5 protein-coding genes are annotated in these 6,000 nt (G+C 45.1%); all 5 read right to left on the bottom strand.

Annotated features, from left to right (window positions below; genetic code table 11):
- Positions 1-113: 113 nt before the first annotated feature.
- Positions 114-821, bottom strand: a complete 708-nt coding sequence (locus HCR01_RS02590; RefSeq protein WP_226889051.1) for a hypothetical protein — start codon at positions 819-821, stop codon at positions 114-116.
- Between the two features lie 380 nt (positions 822-1,201).
- Entirely contained in the window at positions 1,202-2,605 is a 1,404-nt protein-coding gene (locus tag HCR01_RS02585) for a glycoside hydrolase 100 family protein (protein ID WP_193194189.1), read from the bottom strand.
- A 60-nt stretch (positions 2,606-2,665) separates the two neighbouring features.
- Positions 2,666-3,475, bottom strand: coding sequence for a glucose 1-dehydrogenase (locus tag HCR01_RS02580; RefSeq protein ID WP_193194186.1), 810 nt, complete (start codon positions 3,473-3,475; stop codon positions 2,666-2,668).
- 292 nt (positions 3,476-3,767) lie between these two features.
- Positions 3,768-4,418 carry a class I SAM-dependent methyltransferase gene (locus HCR01_RS02575; RefSeq protein ID WP_193194184.1) on the bottom strand — a complete coding sequence of 217 codons (651 nt, stop codon included), beginning with the start codon at positions 4,416-4,418 and terminating at the stop codon, positions 3,768-3,770.
- A gap of 120 nt (positions 4,419-4,538) precedes the next feature.
- Positions 4,539-5,858, bottom strand: a complete 1,320-nt coding sequence (locus tag HCR01_RS02570; RefSeq protein WP_413773912.1) for an APC family permease — start codon at positions 5,856-5,858, stop codon at positions 4,539-4,541.
- Positions 5,859-6,000 lie beyond the last annotated feature (142 nt).

The following is a 6,000-nucleotide window of genomic DNA, read 5'->3' as shown; positions in this document are numbered from 1 at the left end:
CTAAAAGTCTCCGGATGCACACCACATAAGCGTTTGAATTCTTCTGGCTTAAGGTTTTTTACCTTTTCGTACGTCATAGATGTCAAGAATGCTCTAACCTACTTGTCCCACCCTCATGGGACTTTTGCAAGAGGTCTACTGAAGTAACCTAATAATGCAACGCTGCTGAGGGCGAGCGCTCCAACTGCTAAAATTGCACCAGCCAGAGAGGGGCGGTTTTTTCTTAGAGCTGCATTGATAAACATCAATGCTATTCCGACCAGAGTAAAGCCAAGAGCTGTATTCGGTGCAGGACGACCCGCTTGTGGGCGATTTATAAGGATAAACCATTGTTGATTGCTGTCTATAGCGATGGCTGAACTACTTCCAGGTGGATAGAGCGTGTTTGTCAGATAATCCTGCATCAGTAGTTGATCAATACCAAGATCAACTGTGAATGCATACTGAGCTAGGATCAGCAAACCCAATCCGGCAACCATAACGCTGAACACACCTGCCAATTCTCGCTGTTTGCATCCCAGCATCATTAATGCCAACCCACTGACTAGAAAAGCAAGGGCGGTATTATAACGCATAGGTGCAGCACCAGGTAGCAGTTGCACAAGTGCAGTCAGGTGGAAATGCCACGCGATCATTACTACCAAACCGATTAAAGCGACGATTCCGCCTAATGCGATCGCAATCTGATTGTATATCTGCACCTGTGTAGCCACTCTAGTTCTCATCTGGAAAATGCCTATAAAAAAGTTATTTGCTGCGTTCAATCGAATCGCATCTAAAAAATCGCCCACTCTTCGCAGCATCTCCTGTGAAAGTTTCAAGGCGATCCTGAAAGGCTGAGCAAGGTTGTTTTCCCAATGATTGATGCTTTAGGGCAAACGCATTTAAATAAGTCTTGACAAAATACTATATTTATGAATCTAGCGTTAAGTTGAAAATTTATCGTTCAGTATTAAGCCTGAAATGCTTATAAAAGTTTAATCAAGTTACTCTGTCTCTTGTGAGAGTTTCAGTAACATTACCCCTACCTCATTCAGTATTCCCATACCCACTGCAACGCTAACAATTTCTGTTTTCGCCGTTGCACGTAGCAATTTTCAAATCCGTGGAATACAAATTAACGTGCGCCTCCGTTGGAGACTCACGTTAATGCGATCGCCAAATCATATTCGGGACTATGTATCCTAATTACAATTAATCCCTATATACTACAGCCCGGCCCTTCAAGACCCTCGGCAAAACTGATTAATTCCAACGAATCAGGGTTTGCTAGTAACTGTTTTGCGGCTAGCAATCCAGCAATACTCCAAGTTTGATAAATCCGAGCTTCTTTACCAATCAGCCGCCCATTATTACCATCGTAGTATTCGGGAAATTGATCCTGAAATAAACGGCTTTCAGCAATGGCGATCGCTTCTTGAGCAAGTTCTATTCGACCTGTTTTCTGTGCCGCCGCAGCAAATAACCAAAGTAAAACAGGCCAGTTACCGCCATTATGATAAGACCAAGGAATATTTTTAGGGTCACATCCTGTGACAATCTGCCACTCTAAACCTTCCAAAGCGGGAAAGCAGATTTTAACAGGCATATAGCCAATCAAGTCTTCCCAGCGTTGAGCAAACAAATTCATGATGCTTTGAGATTCTTCTTCGCTAGCTAAAGAAGATATGATTGCCATCAAATTCCCCAAGGCAAAAAAGCGAAAATCCATCCGTCCCGGCCCTAGATTTCCTGCTAAATATCCTCCATTTTCGGGTAACCATTCGGTTAACCAACCAGGTATTGATTGTGAGTAGATATTAAACTTGTTGGCAACTTCTTTACCAAACTCATCACCTTTGTAGCGATATATTTCTCGCAATCGCTTTAGGTCTAGCCAGTAATAGTTACGGATGTGATATTTTAAAGTTCCCAATCGCTGAGCAACGTTGCGAAGATAGCGATCGCCATTTCCATCTGGTAAAAGTAATTCACTAGCAGCCCTCAGAGACGCATAGAATAATACTTGAATTTCTAGAGGATGTTCGTAGACTCCCATCCGACGGTCAATCATAAACGCGCCATCGGGAACTAACATCGTGGGGTACATGGAAAACCGATGTACCAAGCAAAGATCTAGAATTAGCTTGATTCCTTCTTGAAAGTTTGGCTGACGCGCTAAAGCTAAATCACCTGTCGCTTTTTCATAAGCCCGTAGCAGCAGAATCCACCACATACAAGAATCAACTGGAGGAACACGAGCGATCGCCTGTTCACCAAAATCAGCGATTAAAAATTCCTCATTCCCACTGCATACTACTTTAAAACTCGCAGGCATCAACCCTGCTCCCGGTTCAAAGCAGTCTATCTGCTTTTCATGACTTTGTAGCTTCAGTGTTTCTATTAAAAAGTTGCGAACAATCTCTGTTTTGCCATGCATGAGAAACACTAAGGCAGAAGGCACAAAATCGCGGAGAAAGCACTGGTCATAATTGAGTGCATTTGACTCCGGATCGTGGGCGGCTACAGTACCAATGGGTTTTCCGTGGTAATAAATTATGGAGTTTTCTAGGAGTTTCCAGGCTTGTGTTTCTAGTAAATTGTTCTTGTTGATCGCGCGAGTCATAAAGCGTTTAATTCCACTACTAGTCTCGATTCAATTGTGGAAAGCACGCCAGCCAAACTCTCAAGCTGACCAGGCTTCTCGGAAGTCAGCATAAAGAGTTAGTCCACCGTCTACAAACAAGGTTTGTCCAGTGATGTAAGCGGCTTCATCCGAAGCTAAAAAAGCTACTACTGCTGCCATTTCTTCGGAAGTGCCTGCACGCCCCATTGGAATGTGGCTTTCCACGATCGCCTTTTTTTCGGGGTTATCTGTCCAGTCTTGATTAATCGGCGTAATTGTGGCCCCGGGCCCAATGGCGTTTACACGAATACCCCGGTTAGCATATTCCAACGCCAGGCTTTTGGTCAGGTTTTCCATACCGCCTTTGCTAATTGAATAGCTGATATACATCGGTCGAGGAATAATTTCGTGGACGCTGGAAACATTGATGATTATCCCCGGACGATTTTGGGACAGGAGGTGTTTAATAGTTTCACGGGCGCAAAGATAAGCACCCCGGAGATTTACCGCAATCACCCGATCAAAGTCTGCCGTGGTAACTTCGTGAGATGAAGATTCTGTTTGAATACCAGCATTGTTGATGAGAATATCTACACTGCCAAATTCCTCAACCACGGCATTAACCATTTCAATAATGTCTGACTCCTGGGAAACATCTCCCTGGACTAGAAACGACTTCACACCACAATTTTCGATATTTCCGCAGGCTTTTTGCATTGCCATTTCTTCCGTATCAACCCCGCCTTCGGGGTCTTTGCGGTAATTAATAGCGATGTTGCACCCCTCTTGGGCAAGTCTCACAGCGATCGCCTGACCAATACCTGACGTTGCGCCTGTAATTAAGGCGTTTTTGCCATTTAATCCTATCATATTTCTTCCCTCGTCTGTCTGTGCTTTAACTTGCATTCAGTTACAAGCTAAGAGTTTGTCATGATTGCATTTGTATTACTTTAAAGAAAATTCTGAGCGCTAACTTTCAACGCTCAGAACTTTAGTGATTTTAAATTGCTTATACGCAGTTGCATTCAAGCTTCGCTTTGAACGAGTGGTCTGTTTGTAGTAAGGACTTTAGTCGTGGATTTTTTAAGCACTTTAGTGCTTACTACGAATCTCTCAAAATTACTACAGACTATTAGGACTGAATGCAACTTGGTGTTAGCCCCTATTGCAAATTCGCTGGCACCTTTTCGGGAACCACCCAGTAGTAAATGGTTTTTCCTTCTACGTTCAATGTCTGCTGTGGTTTCCAATCACCCATATCAAAAGCGTGGGAGACAATCCGAGTACCGGGTTTGAGTTCTTTCAATAACTTGGGGCGAAGTTTGAGGTTAACATCAGGCAATAGGTAGAGTGTGACTACCGTTGCATCACTAAAATCAGTGTTGAACAAGTCTTGTTGAACAAACCGCACGCGATCGGTTACTCCTGCTTGCTTGGCATTTTCGTTAGCTTCTTGAATGCGTTCGGGGTTAATATCTATACCCGTTCCGCGTGTACCAAACTTTTGCGCGGCTGTAACCACAATGCGCCCATCACCACTACCAAGGTCATAAAGCACATCATTTTTGCCCACTTTTGCCACTTTCAACATTGCATCTACAACTGGCTGGGGTGTTGGTACATAGGGAACATCGCCAGGGCGTTCTTGAGGTTGAGTTGTGGAAGCTGGTGTTTCAGTCGTCGGAGCCGTTGTCGAAGTAGGTACTTGCGCCCCTGCTTCAAAGTCGCGCTGTTGTGTTGTACATCCCGCAATTCCTAAGCTGGTAATGCTAGCTGTTGTAGCCAATAAAAACAGAATTTTTTTGAAGCCCATGAATTTTCTCCTTTGTCTTTGTTAATGGTCAAGGGACTGGGGATTGAAGACTGGGGATTGGGAAGAAATTCTTTTATTTTCCCCTTTGCCCCTGCTCCCCCTGCTCCCACTCCCCTCATCTCACGCCCTACCTTGGCGATAGTTATTCCAAAGCAGCATTGGGATACCTGCGGCTACAACTACAACCCCGACAACTGCCCCAACGCCGGTATAAACCAAGCTGGAGTAAAGCAAGTAGCCGCAGACGGCACAAAATAGTAATGGAGTGAAAGGATAAAATGGCACACGAAATGGTCGTAGTATGTGGGGTTCACGCTTTCGTAATACCAGCAGCGATATGCCCGAAAGCAAGAAGAAGAACCAAAACACGGGGGCGGTGTAATCCACCATCGTTTCAAAGCCTTTACGGGTAAAAGTGCCTAAAAAAACCAGTAATAAGGCGATCGCTGCTTGCAACAGTAAGGCATAGGTAGGAGTGCTGGGGCGTTGTTGCCAGCGTCCCATAAAACCGAATAGTGAGAAATCCTGTCCTAGAGCGTAATTAGTACGCGCTCCAGTAAAAATCGTGGCGTTGGTTGCTCCTAAGGTAGCAACTGCAATCAGTACGCTAATGAACAAAGCTCCAGGTGCGCCCCAAAGCGATCGCATTAAATCTGCGGCTACCGCTTCTGACTGGGCCATATTTGCTAATCCTAGTCCCCGTAGGTAAGCTAGATTGATCAGCAGGTAAATGGCGGTGATTATGCCAATACTCCAGAGTAGCGATCGCACGATGTTACGCTGTTTATTCTGGATTTCTGCTGAGATATAAGCGGCCTCGTTCCAGCCACCGTAAGATAGCAGTACAAACACCATCGCCAGTCCCCAAGCTCCTGATGATGCAGATTCTACAAGGGGGGCAGAATTAGGGACAGCCATCAGCCCAATAATTACTACCAGCAACAAACCCAGGACTTTCGCTGCACTTAGCAAGTTTTGTGTCCACTTACCCTGCTGCAAACCGATGATATTTAGAGCAGTTAAAAGAGCGATCGCTATGGCTGCATAAACAGAAGATGAAAACGTACCCAGTCGCAATATTTGAGAGGCGTAGTCACCAAAGACAAATGCCAATAGAGCAATGGAACCAGTTTGAATAACTGTCATCCGCGCCCAGGCAAACAAAAAGGCGACTCCCCTGCCAAAAGCCCGCTTCAAGTAATAGTAAACACCTCCAACATTGGGATAAGCCGTCGCCAATTCTGCGTAGCACAAGGCTCCCACGAGAGAGACTACACCGCCGAGTAGCCAGAAAAGCAGTACAGCAATATCACTACCTGCTTGAGCCGCCACCAGTGCAGGGGTTTGAAAAATCCCCGCCCCGATGACAATACCGACAATCAGCGCGATCGCGTCTGGTAAAGTCAGTGATGGTTTAGGCGCTGCAGCTTCCGTTGTCACTGTTTGATCAAGTAAACTGTGGTCTTTACGTCTACCCACATTGGCTCCTCACTAGTTTTGACTTTTGAGTGTTGAGTGGGAACTCTTGGCTTTGTTTCATTAGAAAACTACTCCTCTGTAAAATTCGGACTTTGGAACTCGC

Source organism: Nostoc sp. MG11, assembly GCF_014904695.1.
Taxonomy (GTDB): domain Bacteria; phylum Cyanobacteriota; class Cyanobacteriia; order Cyanobacteriales; family Nostocaceae; genus Komarekiella.
Note: the sequence above shows the minus strand (reverse complement) of the source record. Positions and strands in the feature narration are given on the sequence as shown.